Below are 21,610 nucleotides of genomic sequence, written 5' to 3'. Positions count from 1 at the left end.
CGCTGCGCCGAGTGCGGGACCTCGCGCTACTGACCCGCCCCGGACGTCGACGTCCCCGGCGCCCGCACCGGGGCGCCGGGAACGTCTGCGGCCCGGGTCAGGGGGCCGGTGGAGCTCCCCGCAGCCGGACGACGGTCGCGCGGTAGCGGCCGTGGCCGGCGAGGCGCCACAGCAGGCGGGTGGACCGGGGCAGCGCGGCCAGCAGCCGGGCCCGGTCGCCGGGGCAGGCGTCCTCCAGCGCGAGCCCCAGCACGAACAGCTGCTCGCGCCCCGACAGCGGGCAGCGGGCGGCGCGGGCGATCGCCGTCCACGCCTCGGCGGGCAGGTACGCGCCGAGCTCCGGCAGCAGCTCGCGCTCCTCGGCGGCGGTCTGGGCGTCCACGGCGTCCGCGACGTCGAGGCACGCCATGGCGAAGGCGTTGCGGGCCGGCGGGGTGCCGGCCACCGCCCACTGCCGTGCGGCGGTGGACAGGTCGCGCAGCCGGTGGTCGAGGCCGGCCACCGACGCGGTCCAGTCGAGCACCCGTGCGCGGACGGTCTCGGTGCGGTCGGCGGGCACGCTGCGCAGCAGGGCCGGCCAGAGCAGGTCGCGCTCGGTCCGGTGGTGGTGCAGGAGCAGGCGGCCGAGCAGGTCGGCGTGGCGGGTCAGGTCCTGGGTCCGGGCGGGGTCGTCGGCCGGAGCCCACGTGGCGAGGTCGGCCAGCAGCCGCAGCTCCCGCCGGACCAGTTGGTGCAGCACCCGCTGGTAGGCGACGGCGCGCGAGCGCGGCCCCGAGGCGGGCGCGGGAACGGGGGCCGGAGCGGCCGGGGGAGCGGAGCGGGCGAGGACCGCGGCGGCGGTCATGGGACACCTCGATGCGGGTCGGGCGGTTCCTGGATGCGGGAGAGCGTAGGGACGCCGATGTCCCGGGCGACAGGGTTTTCGGTCCCTGCTGGGCCGGGACAGCACGATCTCCGTCCCAGGGCGGAGGGGGCGTCCCCCGCAGGGTGGACGCGGCGGGCCGCGGGGAGGGGACAGCGGGGGTATCGGACGGTTACGTTCGACCGGTGAGCGTGGTCCTTCGCAACCGGGTGCGCTCGATCGGCGTCGCCGAGGGCCGGCCGATGGTCTTCGCGCACGGCTTCGGGTGCGACCAGGAGATGTGGCGGTTCGTCGCGCCGGAGTTCGCGGTCGACCACCGGGTCGTCCTGTTCGACCACGTCGGCTCGGGGCAGTCGGACCTGTCGGCCTACGACCCGGAGAAGTACGGCTCGCTGGACGGCTACGCCGCAGACGTCGTGGAGATCTGCCGCGAGCTCGACCTCCGGGACGTCGTGTTCGTGGGCCACTCGGTGAGCGCGATGATCGGCGTCCTGGCCGTGCAGCAGGCGCCGGAGCTCTTCGGCGCGCTGGTCATGGTCGGGCCCAGCCCGCGCTACGTCGACGACGGCGACTACACCGGCGGGTTCTCCCGGGCCGACATCGCGGGGCTGCTCGAGCAGCTGGACAGCAACCACCTGGGCTGGTCGGCGGCGATGGCACCGGTGATCATGGGCAACCCCGAGCGTCCGGAGCTGGCCGCGGAGCTGACCAACAGCTTCTGCCGCACCGATCCCGACATCGCGCGGCAGTTCGCCCGGGTCACGTTCCTCTCCGACAACCGCGCCGACCTCCCCGGCATCTCGGTTCCCACCCTGGTCCTCCAGTGCACTGCCGACGCCATCGCGCCGGAGGTGGTGGGCCGGTACGTGCACGAGCACGTGCCCGGCAGCGTCTTCACCCAGCTGGCCGCCACCGGGCACTGCCCGAACCTGTCGGCGCCCGAGGAGACCGCGGCGGCGATCCGGGCGTTCCTGTCCTGGTGAGGCCCACCGGCATGGACCAGCCCCGTCCCACCGGACCATCGGAGCCACCTGCCGCCCTGTCCCGGCTGCTCGAGGACGACCCGGCCGACCTGTACGAGAACGCGCCCTGCGGCTACTTCTCGGCCCTGCCCGACGGGCGGGTGGTCAAGGTCAACCGGACGTTCTGCGAGTGGACCGGCCGGGGCTCCGGCGACCTGCTCGGCACGCGCCTGCAGGACCTGCTCAGCGTGGGCGGGCAGGTGTTCTACGAGACCCACCTGGCACCCCTGCTGCGCATGCAGGGTGCGGTGCGCGAGGTCGCGCTCGACGTGGTGCGGGCCGACGGGACGCTGCTGCCCTGCCTGGTCAACGCCGTCGAGGTGCGCGACGAGACCGGCGCACCCGTGCTCGTGCGGGCGACGGTGTTCGAGGCGACGGCGCGGCGGACCTACGAGCGCGCACTGCTCGCCGCCCAGCGCGCCGCTGCGGAGTCCGAGGCCCGGTCCCGGGCACTGCAGCAGGTGGTCTCGGAGCTGGCGGCCGCGGTCTCCGTCCGCGACGTCGCGGAGGTGATCGTGGCGCGCATCCGACAGGCGGTCGGCGCCACCGGCGCGGGGTTGTGGCTGTCGGCCGAGCGCCGCGGCTCCCCGCGCCGGGACCGGTCGGTGCCGCCGGTGGAGCTGGTCGCCGTCGACGGGATCGCCGCCGAGCTGCTCCGGGAGATGGAGGCGGCCGCCGCCGGGGGCGCGGAGCTGGTGCGCAGCGGCGGCGGCGTGCACACGGTGCCCCTGGGGGCCGGCCTCCGGGCGGTGTGGCCGGGGCTGGCCGCCGCGATGGAGGACGCGGGGCAGGAGGCACTCGTCGTCGTCCCGGTGGACGCCGACGCCGTGCACCTGGGAGCCCTCCTCCTGCTGCTGGGCGGCGCCGGGGACAGCGGCCTGATCGACCTCAGCGAGCCGGGGCAGCGGGGCACCCTCCCCGCGGCCGACGCCGACCTGCTCTGGACCATCGGCCGCCAGACCGGGCAGGCCATCGAGCGGGTGCGGCTGTACGAGGAGACGGCGCGGCAGGCCGCCCGGTCGACCTTCCTGCTCGACGCCGCCCGGATGCTGGCGTCGGCCGGCGGGGTGACCGACACCGCCGAGCGGCTGGCCGAGCTGGCGGTACCGCGACTGGCCGACCTCTGCGTCATCGACCTGGCGACCGAGCAGGGCCTCACCCGGCCGGCGGTCCGTCACGCCGACCCGGCGCAGCGCGCGGTGGTCGACGAGCTGCGCGAGCGGCACCTCCCGAACCGGGGCGCGGCGCACCCCAGCGTGCAGGCGATGACCGAGAACCGGACCGTGTGGATCCGCCAGGTGACCGACGAGTTCCTGGCCGGGGCCACCGGCGACCAGCACCACCTGGAGCTCGCCCGCACGCTGCGGCTGGCCTCGCTGGTGGCCGTGCCCCTGACCACCGGGGGCCGGACGCTGGGGGTGCTCACGCTGGGCGCCGACCGACGCCGCGGCCGGTTCACCTCCGCCGACGTCGAGGTCGCCGAGCAGCTGGCCCTGCAGGTGGCGCAGGTGGTGGACAAGGCGCAGCGGCTGGAACTGGAGACCCTGACGTCGCACACCCTGCAGGCCAACCTGCTGCCCCCGGCCCCGCCGCCGGTACCGGGGCTGGCCGTCGCCGTCCGCTACCTCGCCGCCAGCCAGGGCGCCGACGTCGGGGGCGACTTCTACGACGTCGTCCCGCTGGCGGAGGACCAGGTGGCGCTCGCGGTCGGCGACGTGGTCGGGCACGACATCACCGCGGCGGCGGTCATGGGGCAGCTGCGCAGCGTCTACCGGGCCCTGCTGGCCGACCGGCCGACGCCCAGCGCGGTCATCGGCCGGCTGCAGGCCGGGTGGCCGCTGCTGGGCATGCAGCGGATGGCCACGGCCCTGTTCGCGACCCTGGATCCGCGCACCGGACAGCTCCGGGTGGCCTCGGCCGGCCACCCGCCGCCGGTCCTGGTCGCCGGCGGGCAGGCGCGGCTGCTCGACGTCCGGCCGAGCCGCATGCTCGGCGCACCCGCGTCGACGGTCCCCGCGGCGGAGTGGGCGGAGGTGCTGGCGCCGGGGGCGACGCTGTTGCTCTACACCGACGGGCTGGTGGAGAGCCGGACGGCCGACCTCGACGCGGGCCTGGCCCGTCTGCTGGCCGCCGCCGCCCGCGCCGGCACCAGCGACCCCGACGCGCTCTGCGACCGGGTGCTCGACGAGCTGGCCCGCGGTGACCGGGCTGACGACGTGGCGCTGCTGGCGATCACCCGGCTGCCCTAGCGTTCCGGCCCGCCCCGCGCGACCATCGGCGGAGGGCACGCACGGCGCGGAGGCAGCGGCCATGGATCCTTCTCCCAACCCGGTGGCCGAGGCGATCGACGGCGCCACCGGCGACCTGACGATGTCCGGCGACGCGATGCGCTGGTCGCCGGAGCTGGCCGAGGCCCAGACGCGCCCTCCGGCGTCTTCCTTCCCCGGGCTGGACGTCGCCGTGGGCTTCGGCTCGCTGCTGGGCCTGGACGGCGCCCAGGTGCGGCGGCTGGTCTCCGGCGCGGTGACCTCCCTGACCACCGTGGCCGGTGACGTCGTGTCCGAGCTGCGGGCGCTGACCCGTGGCCCGGACGCCGAGGACGACGACCCGCCCCCCGCGGGCGGCTGAGCCCGGTCGGCTGCTCTCCGGTCGGTCCCGGTCGGTCGACGGTCGGTCCCCGGTCGCTCTCCGGGCGCCGGAGTCGGTGCCGACCTGTAGAACCGGGGACGAGCCCGGCCACACCGACGTGGGGAGTGCCACCGCATGAGCAGTTCGCTGACCCTGGCGCCGGCGCCGCCGTCCGAGGCCGCGGAGGTGGTGCGGGCGCAGGTGCGGGAGTTCCTGGCCGCCGAGCTGGCCGCGGGCAGCTTCACCACCCACGTCGACACCTGGCTGTCCGGGGTGGACCCGGCGTTCTCCCGCAAGCTCGGGGAGCGCGGCTGGCTCGGGATGACCTGGCCCCGGGAGTACGGCGGGCACGAGCGGTCGGCGATGGAGCGCTACGCCGTCACCGAGGAGCTGCTCGCGGCCGGCGCGCCGGTGGCGGCGCACTGGATCGCCGACCGGCAGTCGGGGCCCAACCTGCTGCGCTACGGCACGGAGGCGCAGCGGCGGGAGATCCTGCCGCGGATCGCCGCGGGGGAGTGCTTCTTCGTCATCGGGATGAGCGAGCCCGACTCCGGGTCGGACCTCGCCTCGATCCGCACCCGGGCGGCGCGCAACGCCGACGGGGACTGGATGGTGACCGGCGCGAAGGTCTGGACGTCGAACGCGCACGCCTCCCACTACGGGATCGTGCTGGTGCGCACGACCCCCGCAGACCCGGCCGACCGGCACGCCGGGCTGTCCCAGCTGCTGGTCGACCTGTCGCTGCCGGGCATCACCGTCAACCCGATCCGGATCCTCGACGGCGGGCACCACTTCAACGAGGTGGTCTTCGACGACGTCGTCGTGCCCGGCGACATGCTGCTGGGCGAGGAGGGCGCCGGCTGGCACCAGGTGACCGCGGAGCTGGCGTTCGAGCGGTCCGGGCCGGAGCGGTTCCTGTCCACCTATCCGCTGCTGGCCGAGTTCGGCCGCCGAGCCTGCGACTCCGGGGACTCCGCCCAGCTGGCCACCCTCGGCCGGCTGTCCGCGCGGTTGCTGGCGCTGCGGCAGCTGTCGCTGCGGATCGCCGCGGCGCTGGACCGCGGGGAGCTGCCCGACATCCCGGCCGCGCTGGTCAAGGACGTGGGGACGACGTTCGAGGCCGACGTGATCGACGAGGTGCGGCGGGTGGTGGACGTCGTCCCGTCGCTGGACTCCCCGGATCCGCTGGGGCGGGCGCTGGCCGAGGCGCAGCTGCACGCACCGGGCTACACGCTGCGCGGCGGGACCAACGAGATCCTGCGGGGGATCGTCGCGCGCGGGCTGGGGTTGCGATGACGTCGGAGCAGGACCTGGTGGTCGCGACGGTCCGGGACGTCCTGGCCGGCTTCGAGCCGTTCGCGCTGACCGCCGAGAGGCCGTGGGACGCCGGGCTCTGGGCGGCGCTGGCCGACGCGGGACTGACCGGGGTCGGGCTGCCCGAGGAGGCCGGGGGCTCGGGCGGGGAGCTGGCCGACGCGGTCGCCGTCGTCCGCACCCTCGCCGCGGGGGCGGCGGCGGTGCCGGTCGCCGAGCAGCTGCTGGTGGCCGGACCGGCCCTGCTGGCCGCCGACCTGGACCTCCCCGACCCGGCCCGGCCGTGCAGCGTCGCGGTCGACGGCGTGGTGCACGCCGAGCCGGTGGACGACGGCGACGGGCCGGGGCGGTGGCGGCTGACCGGGACGGCGACCGACGTCGCGTGGGCGGGGGTCGCGTCGTCGGTGGCGGTGCTGGCCGCCGCGCCGGCCGGCATCGAGGGGGCGGTGCTGGCCCTGGTGGACGCCACCGGCCTGGCCAGCAGCGACGCCCGGAACCTGGCGGGGGAGCCGCGGGGGTCGCTGGTGCTGGCCGGGGCGCCGGCGTCGGGGGCGCTGCTGACCCCGGCGCGGGTCGCCGGGCTGCGGGCCCGGTACGCGCTGGCGCGGGCGGTGCAGCTGGCGGCGGCGCTGGAGCAGGTGCTGGCCTGGACGGTGCAGTACGCGGGGGAGCGGCAGCAGTTCGGCCGGCCGCTGGGGAGGTTCCAGGCGGTGCAGATGGAGCTGGCCGAGATGGCCGGGGAGGTCAGCGCCGTCACCGCGCTGACCGACGCGGCGGTGCAGACCCTGGCCCGCGGCGAGGACGTCGTCCTGGCCGCGGCGGCGGCGAAGGTGCGGGCCGGGTCCGCGGTGGAGGTGGTGGCGCGGCTGGCCCACCAGGTGCACGGCGCGATCGGGTTCACCCAGGAGCACCGGCTGCACCACCTCACCCGCCGCTGCTGGTCCTGGCGGGACGAGGCGGGCTCCGAGCTGACCTGGGCCCGGGTGCTCGGCGTCGGGCTGCTGGCCGGCGGGGGCGACGACCTCTGGCCGGCACTCACCCGCGTCGTGTGAGAGAGGACCCCCGTGCCCGCCTACCGCGGTGGCCCCGTCCCGGGTCCCGCCCCGAGCCTGCGAGGGGTGGGGAGGACGGGGTCCGCTCTCACACCGTCTCGGGCACCCGGAGGTGGGCGAGGACGAGCTCGAACTCGCCGACGTCGAGGACCTCGGCTCCCACGGCGCGGGTGAAGCCCTCCTGCAGGTCTGCGGCCGGGGCGCGGGACGCCTCGAGCGAGGCGCGGTCGGCGACGGTCACCGCGCCCGCCCCGCGTCCCTCGCGGCGGTCCGTCATCAGGCTGGCGCTGCAGAACCCCGGCAGCTCCTCGAGCCTCGGGAGCAGCGCCGTCCGGTAGCCGTCGAGGACCTCGTCGACCCGGTGCGGTGCGACCCGGGTCCAGGTGACCCGCGTGCACGCGCCCTCGGGCGCCTCGTGGACGCGGTGCAGGACGGCGATCTCGTACTCGGCCACGTCCGCGCTGCCGCTGAGGACGTCGCTGAGGCGCTGGCGCATCGAGCGCACCCGGTCCGCGGTCGCGTGCATCGCCGCCCGCGTCTCCCAGGCGGTGGTGACGATGCAGCGGCCGGAGAGGCGGTCGGCGAGCATCGAGAGGCCGACGCTGCCCGCCATCTGCAGCAGCTCCGGCAGCACCTCGTCCCGGAGGTGGGCGACCCCCCGGTCGATGGACCGCGGGTTGCCGTAGATGGTGGTCGTCCGGGCGTACATGCCACCGCTCCTCTCGCGCAGCGGCGACACCACCGCGGCACCGCCGCGTCGGCCAGCCTGCTCGCCCCTGCGCGGGTGTGGCAACGGGCGCGGTCGCCGGCCGGTGCCCGCGGGCAGCCCCGCGCGCACCGGCCGGTGTGCGGTCAGACCGTCTCGGGCACCCGCAGGTGGGCGATGACCAGCTCGAACTCGGCGACGTCGGTGATCGCGATGCCCGTCGACGAGGAGAACTCGTCCCGCATCGCCCGGCCCGTCTCGCGGGTGCCTTCCATCGCCTCCCGGTCGGAGAAGGTGACGGCCGAGACGCCGATCCCCTCGGCCCGCCGGACCAGCAGGCTGGTGCTGCAGAAGCCGGGGTAGGCCTCCAGTCGCGGCATCAGCGCCATGCGGAAGGTGTCGACGGCGCCGTCCATCCGGTCGGGCTCGCTGCGCAGCCAGGTCAACCTGGCACACGCGCCCTCGTGCGTCGCGTGCACCCGGTGCAGGACGGCGATCTCCCATTCCTGCACCTCGGGCTGCCCGCGGAAGACCTCGGCCGCCCGTTGGCGGGAGTCGCGGACCCCCTCGGCGCTGGCGCGCATCGACTCCTCGTCGCGCCAGGACGTCGTGACGATGCAGTGGCCGGTCTCGTGGTCGGCGAGCATCGACAGGCCGACGCAGCCCTCCATCTGCACGACCATCGGCATCACCTGGTCGCGGACGAAGGTGATCCCCTCGTCGACGGACTGCCGGTCGGCGTGGATGGTGGTCGATCGGGCGTACATGCCACCACTCCTCTCCAGGGTCGTTCTCGGTGGAGACGGCGGTGCCCGTGCGGCAGCGCCGCGCCCCCCAGCGTCCTCGCGGTGCCCGGAGGAGGGAAGGACCTCGCGCCGCCGCGCCACCCCCTGCACCGCCGTCCGCGCGGCTGGAGCACCATGCGCCGGGTGACCAGCGAGACCCACCGGCACGGATCGACCCACCGCCTCGACCTCGCCGACGCCACGGTGCGCGAGTGGGACGCGACGGTGGTCGGTGCCGATCCCGAGCAGGGCATCGTGCTCGACCGCAGCGCCTTCTACCCCGGCGGCGGCGGGCAGCCGCCGGACGAGGGGGTGCTGCTGTGGGGCGGCGTCCGGACGCGGATCGCCGGCACCCGCCGAGGCGACGAGCTGTACCTCGTCCCGGTCGAGGGCGACCCGGTCCCGCCGCCGGGCACGGCCGTCCGGGGCGCCCTGGACGACGAGCGGCGCACCCAGCTGATGCGCACCCACTCCGGGCTGCACGTGCTCACCGGCGTCGTCTTCCGGGACTTCGGCGCGCTGGTCACCGGCGGCAACATGGAGCCGCTGACGGCCCGCATGGACTTCGACCTCGCCGAGGTGCCCGCCGACTTCAAAGAGCGGGTGGCCGAACGGGTCAACGCGGAGATCACCGCCGACCGCCCCATCGAGGTGCGGACGCTCCCGCGCGAGGAGGCGTTCGCGATCCCCGACGTCATCCGGACCGCGACCAACCTGCTGCCTCCCGACATCGAGCAGGTGCGCATCGTCGACATCGTGGGTCTGGACACCCAGGCCGACGGCGGCACCCACGTCGCGTCCACGGCGATGGTGGGCCGGGTCGAGGTGGTCAAGATGGAGAACAAGGGCCGCGGCTTCCGGCGGCTGCGGGTCCGCATCGTCTGAGCGGGGCGCGGGTCAGGCGCCGTCCCGGGACGCCGTCCACTCCTCGGTCGCCCGCCCCAGCGCGACGGCGTGGTCCAGTCGCAAGCTGCCGCACAGCCACAGCAGGACGTCGTGCAGCCGCAGCCGGCTCAGGGGGACGCCGCCGGCCGGACCGAGCAGCGCCGCGACCGTCGTCTCGAGCGCGGCGAAGGGAACCGCGTTCGCCACGAGCTCCCGGTGCAGCACGGCCTCCACCCCGCTGTCGCCCTCCTCCACGTGCGGCAGCAGCTGGCGGCGCGTGGTGGCACCCAGGCACGGGAAGAGCTCCGGACGCCGGTGGTGCAGGGCCGCCACGAGGTGCTCGCGGGACCCCGGCGCGAGCCGGCCGATCTCGCGGAGGAGGGCACCGACCGTGCCGGGCTCCCCGAGCACCGAGAACTCCTCGGCGGGCAGGTCCCAGAGGGGGCGCCCGGCCGCCCGCGCGGTGGCCGCGTCGGCGAGGCCCCGCACGTCGTCGAGCGCCGCACGGGCGGCGGCCCAGCCCGCCGGGTCCAGCCGGCCGTGCAGGCCCTCGGCGACCAGGACGTCGTCGTCGGCGAGCCGGCCGTCCCGCCGGGGCCGGCAGTCGAACCGGTCGTAGCCGAAGGCCAGCACCCGTACCCACCGGCCCCCGGGGACGCTGGGCGACCGGAACCACAGCGGCCGGCGTCCGCGGGCGTAGCCCAGGACGGCCGCCACCGCGGTGTCCCACGGGATCGGGTCGGGCCCGGTGCTCGGCAGGACCAGGTCGGGGCCCGGGGAGAGGCTCACGGAGGCGCAGCCTGACGGACCGGGGCCGCCGGCGCACGCCCACCGCGCGCCGCACGTGCCGCGGAGCCGTCCCGGACGGCAAGGTGGCCGCATGGACACGGTGCTGGTCGTGGGGTTGGTGGTGGTCGTCCTGATGGTGGTCGGCACCCTCGCGGAGTCGATGCGGCGCCGGGCGCGTCCGACCCGGCCGCAGGGTCGCCGGCCGGGCCGCTCGGACGGGGGCGGGTCGGCGGTGTGGTGGGGCGGCGCCGAGACGGGCGGGCACCACTCCGGCCACGGGCACGGCTCCGACGGCGGCGGGTGGGGTGGCTCCGACGGCGGGGGCTGGGGCGGCGGAGACGGTGGCGGAGGTGGCGGCGGGGGCGACGGCGGGGGAGGCGGCGGCAGCTGAGCCGCACGCCGTGCGCCCCGGGCGGCGACGGCTCCGCCGCTCGCGGGAGATGGTGTGCGGTCGCGGTGCGGTCCCGCCCCGGGGTGCGCCCAGAGCGCACACCACCCGGCCGGGACGGCGCCGGCCCCGCGCTCAGCGGTGGCCGATGCCGCCCGGACCGGAGTCGCCGGGGACTCGCTCGCCCTCGGCCACCGGCCCCGGCGGCGTCCCGTCGCCGAACGGGGAACCGCCGAGCTCCTCGCGGCCGTGCGGGGTCAGCCAGTTCGCGGTGTCCGGGCCGACCGGCACGATCTGCGTCGGGTTGAGGTCGGCGTGGACGACGTAGTAGTGCTCCTTGATCTGCGGGAAGTCGATGGTGTCGCCGAAGCCCGGCGTCTGGAACAGGTCGCGGGCGTAGCCCCACAGCACCGGGAGCTCCGACAGCTTCTGCCGGTTGCACTTGAAGTGGCCGTGGTAGACGGCGTCGAAGCGGGCCAGCGTGGTGAACAGCCGGACGTCGGCCTCGGTGATCGTGTCGCCCAGGAGGAACCGCCGTCCGGCCAGCCGCTCCGACAGCCAGTCCAGCGCGGTCCACAACCGGTCGTAGGCGGCGTCGTAGGCCTGCTGTGAGCCGGCGAACCCGCAGCGGTACACGCCGTTGTTGACCTCGGTGTAGACCCGCTGCATGACGTCGTCCATCTCGTCGCGCAGGTGCTCGGGGTAGAGGTCGGGGGCGCCGTCGCGGTGGTGCGCCGTCCACTCGGTGGAGAGGTCCAGCGTCATCTGCGCGAAGTCGTTGGTGACCACCTCCCCGGTCGGGACGTCGACGATCGCCGGCACCGTGATGCCGCGGTCGTAGTCGGGGAACCGCGCGAGGAAGGCCTCCTGCAGCCGCTCGTAGCCCAGCACCGGGTCGCGGCCGCCGGGGTCGAGGTCGAAGGTCCAGCTGCGCTCGTCGTGGGTGGGCCCGCACATGCCCATCGAGATCGCCTCCTCCAGGCCGAGCAGCCGGCGCACGATCACCGCCCGGTTGGCCCAGGGGCAGGCCCGCGCGACCACCAGCCGGTAGCGGCCCGCCTCGACCGGCCAGCCGCCGGAGCCGTCGGCGGTGATCCGGTCGGGGATGTAGTTGGAGTCGCGCGTGTACTCGCGGCCCTCGTCGACGTAGCCCGATCCGCTGCTGTCCTCGTCCTGGTCCACGGCGCCCAGAGTGTCCGACCGAAGGCGGACCCGCCCGTTCTACAGCCGCCGCGTCGTCGCCTCGTCGTGCTCGCCGCCGAAGAACTGCGCCAGGACCTCGGCGAACACCGGCTCGTCGGGCGCCGCGGCGGCGAACAGGGTCATCGACGAGCGCAGCTTCACCGCGTCGACGGGGCCGAACACGGCGACGGGGTCGGTCGTGTCCAGCGCGGTCAGCGCGCGGGCGCACTCGACCAGTCGGGGCCCGAGCACCGGGTGGGCCAGGTAGGCCCGCGCCTCCGGCAGCCCGGAGATCGCGTAGTGCTGCGCGGTCGGGCTGCGACCCAGCCCGGCCACCTGCGGGAAGACGAACCACATCCAGTGGCTGCGCTTGCGGCCGGCCCGGAGCTCGGCCAGCGCCGCGGCGGAGGCGCCGCCGTCCTGGGCCTGCACGAACCGCTCGAGGTCGAAGGTCACACCCCCTCCATGACCCGCCGGCGCGTCGGTGAAGCGCGGCCGGGCACAGTCGGTGCCATGCCGGAGTGGGTGCAGGACGCGGTGTGGTGGCAGGTGCACCCACTGGGCTTCGTCGGCGCCGAGCCCGCCGCGCTCCCGGACGGGGAGGTGCGGCACCGCCTCGGCCACCTGAGGCGCTGGCTGGACCACGCGGTCGAACTGGGCGCCAACGGGCTCGCGCTCGGGCCGGTGTTCGCCGCGCAGACCCACGGCTACGACACCGTCGACCACTTCCGCATCGACCCGCGACTGGGGGACGACGCCGACTTCGACGCGCTGGTGGCCGCGGCGCACGAGCGCGGGCTGCGGGTGCTGCTCGACGGCGTCTTCAACCACGTCGGCCGCGGGCACCCGGCGTTCCGGGCGGTCCTGGAGCAGGGGCCGGCGGCGGGCACCGCGTCGTGGTTCCGGCTGCGCTGGCCGCCGGGGGAGTGGCGGCCCGGGGTCGAGCCGGACGCCGACGTCTTCGAGGGTCACGGCGCGCTGGTCGCCCTCGACCACGGCGAGCCCGCCGTGGCCGACCTCGTCACCCGGGTCATGACGCACTGGCTGGACCGCGGTGCCGACGGCTGGAGGCTGGACGCCGCCTACGCCGTTCCGCCGTCCTCCTGGGCGCGGGTGCTGCCGGCCGTGCGCGCCGCCCATCCCGACGCGTACGTCGTCGGAGAGGTCATCCACGGGGACTACGCCGCGGTGGTGCGCGAGGGCGGTCTGGACTCGGTCACCCAGTACGAGCTGTGGAAGGCGGTCTGGAGCGCGGTCGGCGCGCGCAACCTCTTCGAGCTGGCGCACGCGCTGGGCCGGCACGACGGCTTCCTGGAGTCCTTCGTGCCGTGGACCTTCGTCGGCAACCACGACGTCACCCGGATCGCCAGCCAGCTGCCCGACCAGCGGCACCTGGCGCACGCCCTCGTCGTGCTGTTCACCGTCGGCGGCACCCCGGCGGTCTGGTCCGGCGACGAGCACGGCTTCCGCGGGGTGAAGGAGCACCGCGCCGGCGGGGACGACGCGATCCGCCCCGCGTTCCCCGCCGACCCGTCGGGGCTGGCCCGTTCGGGGCGCCGGTGTACCGGCTGCACCAGGAGCTGATCGGCCTGCGCCGCCGGCACCGCTGGCTGCACCGCGCCCGCACCGAGGCGGTGCACGTGGCCAACGAGCAGCTGGTCTACCGCAGCGCGGGGGACGGCGGCCGGCTGCTGGTCGCGCTCAACCTCGCCGACGCCCCCGCCCGCGTGCCCGCTCCCGGCGCCGGCGAGCTGCTCGCCGGCGCGGCGACGGTCGGTGGCGGGAGCGCCCAGCTGCCGCCGCACGGCTGGGCGGTGCTGGCCGGCTGAGCGGGGTCAGCGGACGGCGAGCGCCCCGGCGAGGAACCGCACCATCGTGGCGGCCAGCAGCTTGCGCGACGTGGCCCGCCGGTAGACGTGCCCCTCGCCGGCGAGCTCCAGGTACTGCACCTGCCGGTCGAGCTCGCGCAGCGCGAGCACGATCTGGTGCGCCTCGCCGATCGGCACGTTGGTGTCGTGCTCCCCGTGCACCACGAGCAGCGGGACGTCGATCTGGTCGGCCGCCCGCAGCGGCGAGATGTCCTCGAGCAGCGCCCGGTCCCGCTCGGGGTGCCCGTACTTCGACACCGCCGCCGCGGCGATCCACGGCTCGCTGTCGCGGTAGAACGTGACCAGGTCCGACATCCCGCAGATGTCCACGCCGGCGGCGAACACGCCCGGCGAGAACGCCAGCGACGTCAGGGTCAGGTAGCCGCCGTAGGACCGGCCGGTCACCGCCATCCGCTGCCGGTCGGCAACCCCGGTGTCGACCAGGTGCTGCGCCGCGGCCAGGACGTCGGCGAACGCGTCGTACCGGCCGCCGACGTCGTCGGCGTGCACGAACTCGCGGCCGAAGCCCGACGAGCCGCGGATGTTGGGCGCGAAGACGGTGATCCCGGCCGCCGCCAGGGTCTGGTGCAGCGGCGCGAACGCCGGCCGCTCCTGGTCCTCCGGGCCGCCGTGCAGGCTCAGCGCGACCGGGCCGGGGCCGGTCGATCCCGGCGCCCGGTACAGCCAGCCGGTCAGCGGCAGGCCGTCGTGCCCGGCGAAGGTCTCCAGCCGGGGGACGACGAGCCGCCGCGCGGGCAGGGGCGGGGCGGAGGTGATCCGCGTCCAGGCGTGCGTGGTGGTGTCGAGGTGCCACAGCTCGCGCGGGCGGGTCGGCCCCTGGACGCCGAGGACGACGCTGGACCCGTCGCGGCTGAGCACCGGGTCGGCGGCCACGTAGCCGGGGAGACCGGCGATCGGGGTGCGGCCGCCGGTCGCGGTGTCGAGCAGCTCGAGCTCGCTGCGGCCGGCGACGTTCCACACCAGCAGCAGCAGCCGGCCGGCGTCGTCGGCGTCCACGAACTCCAGCTCGGCGTCCTCGCGGGCGGCCAGCGTGCGCGCCTCACCGCGCCACCCGTTGGGCCCGAAGGGCAGCCCGATCAGCTGCCGGCGGGGCAGCCCGACGTCGGAGGCGAGGTAGACGTACACCGGCCCGCCGTGGTCCTGGGGGGCCGGGCGGATGAGGGCCACCTCGGTGGAGCCGGTGGCGCCGTGCGGCAGGGCGCTGAAGTCCTCGTTGGTGAGCCGGTCGACGACGACCACGTACTGCTGGCCGCGCTCGCCGTCCCGGATGACGATGAACCGCTCCTCCAGCGACACGTCGAGCACGTGGATGAGCTCGCCCTCGGCCAGCGGGTCGAGCCGGCCGGTGGCGGGGTCGGCGAGGTAGGCGTGGGTGGGGGCGCCGGGCGCCGTCCCGGGGAACGTGACGACGAACCGGTGGCCGCTGCGGGTCCAGGGGCCGAGCTCCGCGTGCTCGTCGGGCCCGCCCGCGATGCGCCGGGCGTCGGAGCCGTCGGGCCGGACCACCCACACCGCGGTCCGGACGCCGCCGTCGGTGGCCACCTCGCAGGCGAGCCAGCGGCTGTCGGCGGCCCACCGGACCGCCACGACCGGGTCGTCGGAGAGCGGGATGTGCCGGGCGGGCGGCGCGGGGCCGTCGATGACGACGTCCTGGACCCACACCTGCGGGGTGCCCGACCGGTCGCTGAGGAACGCCACGCAGGTCGCGTCGGGGGTCATGTTCGGCCCCCAGCTGCCCCAGGCGTCGACGAGGTGCTCGCCGAGCGCGACCGCTTCCTCGACGTCGGCAGGCCGCACGCTCGCGTCCGTCGTCACCAGGTCCGTCCCCACTTCTCCCGCGCCGGGTGGTCCGCCGCCTGCGCGCCGAGAGTAGATCGGGCGTCCACCGGCCCGTACCGCACGCGGACAAGTCGCTGGTGGGCGGCGTGCCGACCTGCCAGGCTGCCGCGGTGCAACGGGGATGGACGGCCTACGGACCTGCTCCTGTCGACGGCGCCGCGCCCGTCGACGACCGGCCGCTGGAGCTCGCCGACCTCGGCAAGCTGGCCCGCCGCGGCGTCAAGGCGGTCACCCGGGCGGCGCGGGCCGACGACCGGGTGACCCTCGCGTCGCTGCTCGCCGGCCACCTGGGCGAGGCCGCCCACGGCGACGTCGTCGAGGAGACCTGGCCGGGCTACGAGCACGTCAACGTGCAGGCCGGGCTGGACGCCTGGCTCGCCGCCGGGGACCGCGGCACCGACCTGGTCGGCATCGTCAACTTCCGGCACCGGCCCTTCGGCCTGGCCGAGCTGCTGGCGGCCGACGGGCAGCCCGACGACCCGTTCGGGCCCCGGCCGGGCAACGCCGCGACGGTCAACCTGCCCTGCGGCCCGGACGGCGAGACCCGGCCGTGCCTGCGGTGTGCGATCCACCTGGTGGCCGACGGCGCGGTCCGGACGGCGCTGCTGGTGCGGGCCGCCGAGCCCGAGACCGGCATCAACCACGTGTCGGTGCAGGCGCTGTCGACCGACCCCACCGCCGCCCGGTCGGCGCTGCGGGCGATCCGTGCGGCCGCCGACCGGGAGAACGTCTTCCGCGGGCAGGTGCTCTCCTTCGGCCAGGAGGTGTTCGGCCACGGGCAGACGCTGCTGCAGTTCCACCGGCGGCCGCGGCTGGAGTCCGGGCAGCTCGTGCTCGACGCCGGGACGATGGGCGAGATCGAGCGGCAGGTGGTCGACGTCGCCCGGCACAAGGTCCGGCTGCTGGCCGCCGGGCAGCACCTCAAGCGGGGGCTGCTGCTCTACGGCCCGCCGGGGGTGGGCAAGACGCACACCGTCCGGTACCTGATCGGCCGGCTGCCCGGCACCACCGTCGTCCAGCTGACCGGCGGCGCGCTGCACCTGATCGCCGAGGCCTGCTCGGTCGCCCGGACGCTGCAGCCGGCCATGATCGTCGTGGAGGACGTCGACCTGATCGCCGAGGACCGCGGCATGCACCCCGGCCAGCACCCGCTGCTGTTCCAGCTGCTCAACGAGATGGACGGGCTGGCCGAGGACGCCGACGTGGTGTTCCTGCTGACCACCAACCGGGCCGACCTGCTCGAGCCGGCGCTCGCCGCCCGGCCGGGGCGGGTCGACCAGGCGGTGGAGCTGACGCTGCCCGACCGCGACGCCCGCCGGGCGCTGTTCGACCTCTACCGCGGCGGGCTGGCGATCGACACCAGCGGGCTGGACGAGGTGCTCGACCGCACCGACGGCGTCACCGCGTCGTTCCTCAAGGAGCTGATCCGGCGGGCGGCGCTGTTCGCGGCCGAGCGGACGGCCGAGGGCGCGCTGGCGGTGTCGGCCGGCGACCTCACCGCGGCGCTCGACGAGCTGCTGGACACCCGCAACGCGATGACCCGCACCCTGCTGGGCGCCGGCGGTGGCGGCGGAAGCGGTGGCGGCGGCGCGGCCGCGGGTCTGGCGCCGCCGTCCCCCGGTCTCGCACCGCCGGGGTCCGCCCCCCTGCCCCCATGATCAACGGGGAGTGTGGGTCGTGGGTCAGTGCACGGCGCGCTCTTGGCCCGCCCAGTGCGGCGCGCGCAGCTCGCGCTTGAGCACCTTGCCCGCGGCCGACAGCGGCAGGGCGGCGACGACCTCCATCGACCGCGGCTTCTTGAACCCGGCGATCCGCCCGTCGCAGAACGCCTGGAGCTCCTCCAGCGCGGGCGCGGTACCCCCGGCGGGGACGACGACGGCGTGCACCCGCTCGCCCCACGTCTCGTCGGGGACGCCGATCACCGCGCAGGTGGCCACGCCCGGGTGCTGGGAGAGCACGCTCTCCACCTCGGCGGAGTACACGTTCTCCCCGCCGGTGATGATCATGTCCTTGATCCGGTCGGTGATGTAGACGTACCCGTCGTCGTCCATGTACGCGGCGTCGCCGGTGTGCATCCAGCCGCCGCGCAGCGCCTCCGCGGTCTCCGCCGGCCGCTGCCAGTACCCGAGCATCACGTTGCCGCCGCGCACGACCACCTCGCCGACCTGGCCGCGCGGGACCTCGACGTCGTCCGGGCCGACGATGCGCACCTCGCAGCAGTACGCGGCCCGGCCGGCGGAGCGGCGGCGCACCGGGTCCTGGTGGTCGGCCGGCGCGAGGATCGTGGCCAGCGGGGCGAGCTCGGTCATCCCGTAGGCCTGCGTGAAGCCGGCGTTCGGAAAGGTCTTCACCGCCCGGGCCAGCACGCCCTCGGAGATCGGCGAGGCCCCGTACAGCACCTGCCGCACGCTGGTGAGGTCGAACTCGGCGGCCCGCGGGTGGTCGACGACGAGCTGGATCATCGCCGGCACGAGCAGGACGTCGGTGACGCGGTGCTCGGCGATCGCACCCAGGACGGCGACCGGGTCGAAGACGGGGATCATCACGTGGGTCCCCCCCACGATCGTCACGTCCACCCACGCCGAGAAGTCGGCGAGGTGGAACATCGGGGCGGCGTGCAGGTAGGCGCCCTCGCCCTCGATCGTGTTCGCCGCCAGCCAGGCCGACGCCGAGGTGATCAGGTTGGCGTGGCTGAGCATCACGCCCTTGGACCGGCCGGTCGTCCCGCCGGTGTAGAAGATCCCCGCGAGGTCGTCGCCGCCGCGGCGGACGTCGTCCACCGGCTCGTGTCCAGCGACCAGCTGCTCGAAGCCGAGCGTGCCCTCCGGCACCGGACCGTCGCCGGCGTGCACCACGTGCCGCAGGCCCGGGTGCGCCGCCCGGATCCCGTCCACGCACGCGGCGAAGACGTCGTCGACGACGAGCACCCCGGCGTCGACCTCGGCGAGGGACTCGGCGATCTCCGGCACGCTCCAGCGGATGTTCACCGGGACGACGACCCCGCCCGCCCACAGCGTGGCGCCCAGGAACTCCGCGAACCGGTCGGAGTTGAGCGACAGGATCGCGGCGCGGGCTCCGTCGGTGACGCCCAGCTCCCGCAGCGCGCCGGCCAGCCGGGCGATCCGGTCGACCGACTCGGCGTGGGTGCGGACCCGGCCGGCGGAGACCGTGGCCACGTCGTCGGGGTGCTGCTGCACCGCGCGGTGCAGGCCCTGGGTGAGGTTCATGGCGGCTCCCGGTCGGCGCGCTGGATGCCGACCACGGTCGCGACTGCGGGCGCCGCGCCGCCAGGGACTCAGGACCCTCCGCGCCGCCCGGCGTGGAGCCGCACCGGCGCTGCCCACGTGCGGGGCACCTCGGTGACGTCGGTCAGCCCGCTGCCGTCCAGGACGGCGAGCAGCTCGTCGGGCCGCCACGGATGGCCGCCGCTGCGCACGGTGCGCAGGTCGGTGAGCAGCTGTCCGAGCCGGTCGGGTGGCCCGGCGAAGGTGCCGGGCAGCAGCCAGCCCCCGGGGCGCAGGGACCGGCAGGCCGCCGCGACGACCCCGGGCACGACCGTGGCCGGCAGGAACGGCATCGGCAGCCACACGACGTCGAAGGCGCCGGCCTCGTCGAGCTCGGCGGCGTCCTGCAGCCGCAGGTCGATCCGGTCGGTCAGCCCGGCGTCGGCGACGTTGGCCCGCGCCAGCTCCAGCGCGGGTGCGAAGACGTCGATGCCGGTGATCCGCAGGCCGGGGTAGGCGCGGGCGAGGGCGATCGCCAGCCACCCGGTGCCGGTGCCGACGTCGAGCAGTTCGGCGTCGGGGCGGTGCAGGGCGTCGGCGAGGCCCGGCAGCACGTCCTCGGCGGACCGGACGGCGTCGGCGATCCCCATCGACAGCCGGCCGATGCTCTGCAGCAGGGGCGAGTCCACCTGGTCCCAGCCGCCGGCCCGGCCGGGGTTCTCCACCAGCTCGGCGGCCTGCCGGAGGACGGTCCGGGCCAGCCCGACGACCGGGGCCGCGCCCGCTCCGCCGACGTCCCCGCCCACGAGCTCGGCGGCCACGTCGGCCAGCACCGCCCGGACGGCGGGATCGGCCGGGAGCCGCTCGGTCTCCAGGCGCAGGTGTGCGGCGAGGGCCGCGAGGGCGTCGGCGGCCGCGCCCAGCCGGACCGCCTGGCTCATCGGGGTGTCGGCTGCCATGGCCGGACCTCCTCCACCGTCCGCCCGTCCGAGTCCGCCCGGGGAGTGGAGGTGCCGGACACGGGCTCAGGTCAGGTGCTGCTGGAACCAGCGCAGCTGGGCCGGCGCGGACCGCTGGAAGGACTCGCCGGTGTAGGCGTCGAAGTGTCCGACGGGCAGCACGAGCAGCTCCTTGGGGTGCCGCGCGCGCTCGTAGTACTCCAGCGTCAGGTCCGCGACCGTCAGGTGGTCCTGCGCGGCGACGACCATCATCAGCGGCGTCGGCGCGATCTGGCCGATGTAGGCGCCGGGCTCGTACTCGGTGAACATCTCCACCGAGCGCAGCGTGACCTCGTTCTGCCAGGTGGTCGCGCGCTCGAGGATCGGGCCGAGGAAGAAGTCGTGGCTGTCCTCGGTGGGCAGCGCGCACGGCTCGTCGGGCTGCTCGGACCACGCGACCTGGATCATCGCCGGGTCCTTGCCGTCGTACCGGGCGGCGCGGTCCGCGTCGAACATCTGCCGGAGCCCCGCGAAGGCGTCGGCGCGGATCAGCCGGCGGGCGTTGGCCAGCCCGCTGACCAGCGGCACCTGCGAGACGACGGCCTTGACCCGGCGGTCGAGCGCGGCGACGACGAGCACGTGGCCGCCGCTGTAGCTGGAGCCCCAGATCCCGATGCGGGCGGGATCGGTCCACGGCTGGGTCTGCGCCCAGGTGATCGCCGTCCGGTAGTCGCGGATCTGCTGCCACGGGTCCAGCTCGCCGCGCGGACCGCCGTCGCTCGCGCCGATGTTGCGGTTGTCGTAGACGAGCACGCCCAGGCCCCCGGCGGCGAAGTGCTCGGCGAAGTCGTCGAGGTACATCTCCTTGGTGGCGGAGAAGCCGTGGCTCATGACGACCAGCGGGGCGCGGCCGTCGCCGTCGGTCTGCGGGCGGTAGTGCCAGCCGCGCAGGGTGACGCCGTCCTCGGTGCGGAACTCGATGTCCTCTCGCATGCCGGTCAGCGTCGGGCGGCTCGGCCGGTGCGGTCACGACGATCCGTGCAGACCGGACGGCGATGCGTGCAGGTCTTGCCCCCGCCGACGGGCGGGGGTTGGCTGCGCGGCGGGAGGCGCTCATGACGCTGGTCGCGGAACGGTGGAGCCCGCTCGACGTGCCCGCGGCCGATCGGGACGACGCCTTCCGCGAGGTGGTCAGCGCGACCCACCTCCCGTGGTCCCTGACGCCGGGCGAGCCGCTCCCCGGCCCGACCGGCCTGGCCCGCTACCGGATCGGGGACCTCACGCTGGTCGACTGCCGGTGCGGCCCGTGCTCGGGCTCCCGCGGGCGGTCGCAGCTCGCGGCGACGGACGACGACGTCGTCGGGGTGCTGTTCGTGCGGTCGGGGTCCGAGCTGATCGAGGTGGACGGCGCCCGGGTGGTCGTCGATGCAGGAGCGGCCCTGCTGTGGCGCTCCGACGTCCCGGTGCGGTTCTCGGTGCCCGGACGGCTGCACAAGTGGACGCTCCTCGTGCCGTCGTCCCGGCTGCCCTCGCCGCCGCCGAGCGGGCTGCTGGACCCGGTCGCCGCCGGCCTGCTGGCCGCGCTGCTGGGGACGACGCTCGCCTCGGCCGGGTCGCTGGACGGGCGGCTCGGCCGGCCGGTGGCCGACGCCGCGGTCGCCCTGCTGGCCGGTGCGCTCGCCCCGCCACCGGACGGCGACCCGGCCTGGTCGCGGGTGACCGCGTACGTCGACGCGCACCTGCGCGACCCGTCGCTGACCCCCGCCGCGATCGCCGCCGGCGCCTACCTCTCGGTGCGCTCGCTCTACGCGCTGTTCGCCGAGCGCGGCTCGACGCCGGCCGGGTACGTGCGCCACCGCCGGCTCGCCGGCGCCCGCCAGGAGTTGGCCCGGCGCGGGACCGCGGCCACCGTCGCCGCGGTGGCGCACGGATGGGGGTTCCGCGACACCGCGACGTTCGGCCGCGGCTTCCGCGCGGAGTTCGGCCGGACGCCGGACGAGGTCCGCCGCGCGTCCTCGGCCGGGACGGCCCGGCCGCCCGGCAGTGGTCCCCGATGAGGCTGCCGGGCTCCCGCCGGGCGTCCCGAGCCGGTGAACGGGTCACGTGC

21 protein-coding genes are annotated in these 21,610 nt (G+C 76.0%); 11 read left to right on the top strand and 10 right to left on the bottom strand.

Annotated features, from left to right (window positions below; genetic code table 11):
• Positions 1 to 97: 97 nt before the first annotated feature.
• Positions 98 to 844 carry a hemerythrin domain-containing protein gene (locus GCU56_RS04260; protein ID WP_163480273.1) on the bottom strand — a complete coding sequence of 249 codons (747 nt, stop codon included), beginning with the start codon at positions 842 to 844 and terminating at the stop codon, positions 98 to 100.
• Between the two features lie 203 nt (positions 845 to 1,047).
• Between GCU56_RS04260 and GCU56_RS04255 the strand changes: the two genes are divergently transcribed.
• The 5 genes from GCU56_RS04255 to GCU56_RS04235 all read left to right on the top strand — a co-directional run bounded on the left by GCU56_RS04255 (position 1,048) and on the right by GCU56_RS04235 (position 6,878).
• The gene (locus tag GCU56_RS04255) at positions 1,048 to 1,845 is read left to right on the top strand and encodes an alpha/beta fold hydrolase (RefSeq protein ID WP_345771626.1); all 798 of its coding nucleotides are present in this window, start codon (positions 1,048 to 1,050) and stop codon (positions 1,843 to 1,845) included.
• Positions 1,846 to 1,856: 11 nt separating this feature from the next.
• Entirely contained in the window at positions 1,857 to 4,133 is a 2,277-nt protein-coding gene (locus tag GCU56_RS04250; protein ID WP_163480272.1) for a SpoIIE family protein phosphatase, read from the top strand.
• 61 nt (positions 4,134 to 4,194) lie between these two features.
• Entirely contained in the window at positions 4,195 to 4,512 is a 318-nt protein-coding gene (locus GCU56_RS04245; protein WP_163480271.1) for a hypothetical protein, read from the top strand.
• A gap of 135 nt (positions 4,513 to 4,647) precedes the next feature.
• Entirely contained in the window at positions 4,648 to 5,808 is a 1,161-nt protein-coding gene (locus tag GCU56_RS04240; RefSeq protein WP_163480270.1) for an acyl-CoA dehydrogenase family protein, read from the top strand.
• Positions 5,805 to 6,878, top strand: a complete 1,074-nt coding sequence (locus tag GCU56_RS04235; RefSeq protein WP_163480269.1) for an acyl-CoA dehydrogenase family protein — start codon at positions 5,805 to 5,807, stop codon at positions 6,876 to 6,878. Before GCU56_RS04240 ends, GCU56_RS04235 begins: the two co-directional genes overlap by 4 nt.
• An 88-nt stretch (positions 6,879 to 6,966) precedes the next feature.
• Here GCU56_RS04235 and GCU56_RS04230 read toward each other — a convergent pair whose 3' ends face one another.
• Together GCU56_RS04230 and GCU56_RS04225 are read right to left on the bottom strand one after the other, a co-directional pair.
• A complete protein-coding gene (locus GCU56_RS04230; RefSeq protein ID WP_163480268.1) occupies positions 6,967 to 7,587 on the bottom strand; it encodes a hypothetical protein in 621 nt (206 codons plus the stop codon).
• A gap of 143 nt (positions 7,588 to 7,730) precedes the next feature.
• Positions 7,731 to 8,351, bottom strand: a complete 621-nt coding sequence (locus GCU56_RS04225; RefSeq protein ID WP_163480267.1) for a hypothetical protein — start codon at positions 8,349 to 8,351, stop codon at positions 7,731 to 7,733.
• Positions 8,352 to 8,513: 162 nt separating this feature from the next.
• On the opposite strand from GCU56_RS04225, the gene GCU56_RS25010 reads away from it, so the two are divergent.
• Positions 8,514 to 9,254: an alanyl-tRNA editing protein gene (locus GCU56_RS25010; RefSeq protein WP_345771625.1), complete on the top strand. Its 741-nt coding sequence runs from the start codon at positions 8,514 to 8,516 to the stop codon at positions 9,252 to 9,254.
• A 12-nt stretch (positions 9,255 to 9,266) separates the two neighbouring features.
• Here GCU56_RS25010 and GCU56_RS04215 read toward each other — a convergent pair whose 3' ends face one another.
• Positions 9,267 to 10,043 (bottom strand): DUF6308 family protein, encoded by a 777-nt coding sequence (locus GCU56_RS04215; RefSeq protein ID WP_163480266.1) that lies wholly within the window; start codon positions 10,041 to 10,043, stop codon positions 9,267 to 9,269.
• A 91-nt stretch (positions 10,044 to 10,134) separates the two neighbouring features.
• Between GCU56_RS04215 and GCU56_RS04210 the strand changes: the two genes are divergently transcribed.
• Positions 10,135 to 10,434, top strand: coding sequence for a hypothetical protein (locus GCU56_RS04210; protein ID WP_163480265.1), 300 nt, complete (start codon positions 10,135 to 10,137; stop codon positions 10,432 to 10,434).
• A 132-nt stretch (positions 10,435 to 10,566) separates the two neighbouring features.
• Here the strand turns inward: GCU56_RS04210 and GCU56_RS04205 are convergent, their stop codons facing one another.
• A complete protein-coding gene (locus GCU56_RS04205) occupies positions 10,567 to 11,613 on the bottom strand; it encodes a glutathione S-transferase C-terminal domain-containing protein (protein ID WP_163480264.1) in 1,047 nt (348 codons plus the stop codon).
• A 39-nt stretch (positions 11,614 to 11,652) separates the two neighbouring features.
• Positions 11,653 to 12,069, bottom strand: a complete 417-nt coding sequence (locus tag GCU56_RS04200; protein ID WP_163480263.1) for a DUF1810 family protein — start codon at positions 12,067 to 12,069, stop codon at positions 11,653 to 11,655.
• Between the two features lie 57 nt (positions 12,070 to 12,126).
• Here GCU56_RS04200 and GCU56_RS04195 point away from each other — a divergent pair, with 57 nt between their 5' ends.
• Together GCU56_RS04195 and GCU56_RS23690 are read left to right on the top strand one after the other, a co-directional pair.
• Positions 12,127 to 13,197: an alpha-amylase family glycosyl hydrolase gene (locus GCU56_RS04195; protein ID WP_239521742.1), complete on the top strand. Its 1,071-nt coding sequence runs from the start codon at positions 12,127 to 12,129 to the stop codon at positions 13,195 to 13,197.
• Positions 13,173 to 13,442: a DUF3459 domain-containing protein gene (locus tag GCU56_RS23690; protein ID WP_345771624.1), complete on the top strand. Its 270-nt coding sequence runs from the start codon at positions 13,173 to 13,175 to the stop codon at positions 13,440 to 13,442. The genes GCU56_RS04195 and GCU56_RS23690 overlap by 25 nt, the downstream gene beginning before the upstream one ends.
• 6 nt (positions 13,443 to 13,448) lie before the next feature.
• Here GCU56_RS23690 and GCU56_RS04190 read toward each other — a convergent pair whose 3' ends face one another.
• On the bottom strand, positions 13,449 to 15,317 hold the full coding sequence (locus GCU56_RS04190; protein ID WP_163480262.1) for a prolyl oligopeptidase family serine peptidase: 1,869 nt from the start codon (positions 15,315 to 15,317) through the stop codon (positions 13,449 to 13,451).
• A 134-nt stretch (positions 15,318 to 15,451) separates the two neighbouring features.
• On the opposite strand from GCU56_RS04190, the gene GCU56_RS25005 reads away from it, so the two are divergent.
• Entirely contained in the window at positions 15,452 to 16,999 is a 1,548-nt protein-coding gene (locus tag GCU56_RS25005; RefSeq protein WP_163480261.1) for an AAA family ATPase, read from the top strand.
• Positions 17,000 to 17,023: 24 nt separating this feature from the next.
• Here GCU56_RS25005 and GCU56_RS04180 read toward each other — a convergent pair whose 3' ends face one another.
• From GCU56_RS04180 to GCU56_RS04170, 3 genes are all read right to left on the bottom strand, one after another.
• Positions 17,024 to 18,568: an acyl-CoA synthetase gene (locus GCU56_RS04180; RefSeq protein WP_163480260.1), complete on the bottom strand. Its 1,545-nt coding sequence runs from the start codon at positions 18,566 to 18,568 to the stop codon at positions 17,024 to 17,026.
• 68 nt (positions 18,569 to 18,636) lie between these two features.
• A complete protein-coding gene (locus tag GCU56_RS04175; protein ID WP_163480259.1) occupies positions 18,637 to 19,524 on the bottom strand; it encodes an SAM-dependent methyltransferase in 888 nt (295 codons plus the stop codon).
• A 66-nt stretch (positions 19,525 to 19,590) separates the two neighbouring features.
• Positions 19,591 to 20,496: an alpha/beta hydrolase gene (locus GCU56_RS04170; protein WP_163480258.1), complete on the bottom strand. Its 906-nt coding sequence runs from the start codon at positions 20,494 to 20,496 to the stop codon at positions 19,591 to 19,593.
• A gap of 122 nt (positions 20,497 to 20,618) precedes the next feature.
• On the opposite strand from GCU56_RS04170, the gene GCU56_RS04165 reads away from it, so the two are divergent.
• Positions 20,619 to 21,560 (top strand): helix-turn-helix domain-containing protein, encoded by a 942-nt coding sequence (locus GCU56_RS04165; RefSeq protein ID WP_163480257.1) that lies wholly within the window; start codon positions 20,619 to 20,621, stop codon positions 21,558 to 21,560.
• Positions 21,561 to 21,610: the final 50 nt, after the last annotated feature.

Origin of the sequence: Geodermatophilus sabuli, from assembly GCF_010686765.1 — a bacterium.
In the GTDB taxonomy this organism is placed as follows: domain Bacteria; phylum Actinomycetota; class Actinomycetes; order Mycobacteriales; family Geodermatophilaceae; genus Geodermatophilus; species Geodermatophilus sabuli_A.
The sequence above is the reverse complement of the archived record's forward strand: the minus strand, read 5'-3'. Positions and strand labels throughout refer to the sequence as shown.

What these genes read in the sequence shown, in the direction of transcription:
- GCU56_RS04230 (WP_163480268.1), bottom strand. Translation starts at nt 7,587, where the DNA reads ATGTACGCCCGGACGACCACCATCTACGGCAACCCGCGGTCCATCGAC.
- GCU56_RS04180 (WP_163480260.1), bottom strand. Translation starts at nt 18,568, where the DNA reads ATGAACCTCACCCAGGGCCTGCACCGCGCGGTGCAGCAGCACCCCGAC.
- GCU56_RS04195 (WP_239521742.1), top strand. Translation starts at nt 12,127, where the DNA reads ATGCCGGAGTGGGTGCAGGACGCGGTGTGGTGGCAGGTGCACCCACTG.
- GCU56_RS04165 (WP_163480257.1), top strand. Translation starts at nt 20,619, where the DNA reads ATGACGCTGGTCGCGGAACGGTGGAGCCCGCTCGACGTGCCCGCGGCC.
- GCU56_RS04250 (WP_163480272.1), top strand. Translation starts at nt 1,857, where the DNA reads ATGGACCAGCCCCGTCCCACCGGACCATCGGAGCCACCTGCCGCCCTG.
- GCU56_RS04225 (WP_163480267.1), bottom strand. Translation starts at nt 8,351, where the DNA reads ATGTACGCCCGATCGACCACCATCCACGCCGACCGGCAGTCCGTCGAC.
- GCU56_RS04240 (WP_163480270.1), top strand. Translation starts at nt 4,648, where the DNA reads ATGAGCAGTTCGCTGACCCTGGCGCCGGCGCCGCCGTCCGAGGCCGCG.
- GCU56_RS04170 (WP_163480258.1), bottom strand. Translation starts at nt 20,496, where the DNA reads ATGCGAGAGGACATCGAGTTCCGCACCGAGGACGGCGTCACCCTGCGC.
- GCU56_RS04175 (WP_163480259.1), bottom strand. Translation starts at nt 19,524, where the DNA reads ATGGCAGCCGACACCCCGATGAGCCAGGCGGTCCGGCTGGGCGCGGCC.
- GCU56_RS04245 (WP_163480271.1), top strand. Translation starts at nt 4,195, where the DNA reads ATGGATCCTTCTCCCAACCCGGTGGCCGAGGCGATCGACGGCGCCACC.
- GCU56_RS04235 (WP_163480269.1), top strand. Translation starts at nt 5,805, where the DNA reads ATGACGTCGGAGCAGGACCTGGTGGTCGCGACGGTCCGGGACGTCCTG.
- GCU56_RS04260 (WP_163480273.1), bottom strand. Translation starts at nt 844, where the DNA reads ATGACCGCCGCCGCGGTCCTCGCCCGCTCCGCTCCCCCGGCCGCTCCG.
- GCU56_RS04210 (WP_163480265.1), top strand. Translation starts at nt 10,135, where the DNA reads ATGGACACGGTGCTGGTCGTGGGGTTGGTGGTGGTCGTCCTGATGGTG.